Origin of the sequence: Prevotella sp. P4-67 (assembly GCF_002251325.1) — a bacterium.
Taxonomy (GTDB): Bacteria; Bacteroidota; Bacteroidia; order Bacteroidales; family Bacteroidaceae; genus Prevotella.
On record NZ_NPJL01000045.1, the window covers coordinates 1 to 384 of the forward strand.

Annotated in this window: 2 tRNA genes; both read right to left on the reverse strand. The window is 47.1% G+C overall.

The window, feature by feature from the left end:
• Positions 1 to 143: 143 nt before the first annotated feature.
• Positions 144 to 217: transfer RNA gene (locus tag CIK92_RS07590), tRNA-Ala, on the reverse strand.
• A gap of 41 nt (positions 218 to 258) precedes the next feature.
• Positions 259 to 332 (reverse strand) — tRNA-Ile (locus tag CIK92_RS07595).
• Positions 333 to 384: the final 52 nt, after the last annotated feature.

The window sequence follows — 384 nt, forward strand, 5'->3', positions numbered from 1 at the left end:
CGTAGATAGGACAAATAAATATATTCGCCTGTCTTTCGCTCATACTTTCAGCTTTCTGTTTGTTGTTAGAAGTCTTGAACTTCTGTTCTACAGTCTTGCTTGTGTCAATATGTCAAAGATCTTTTCGGGGACATGCCCCGGAGTGGAGAATAACGGATTCGAACCGTTGACCCCCTGCTTGCAAAGCAGGTGCTCTAGCCAGCTGAGCTAATCCCCCATAATTGAGAGTAGCATTATATCGGTCATCTTGCCGATGCGTAGTCCCAGGCAGACTTGAACTGCCGACCTCCACATTATCAGTGTGGCGCTCTAACCAACTGAGCTATAGGACTGTCTGACTCGGCGTTCAATTAACCTGTGGGCTTAACTGCGCCCAGTTTCTTG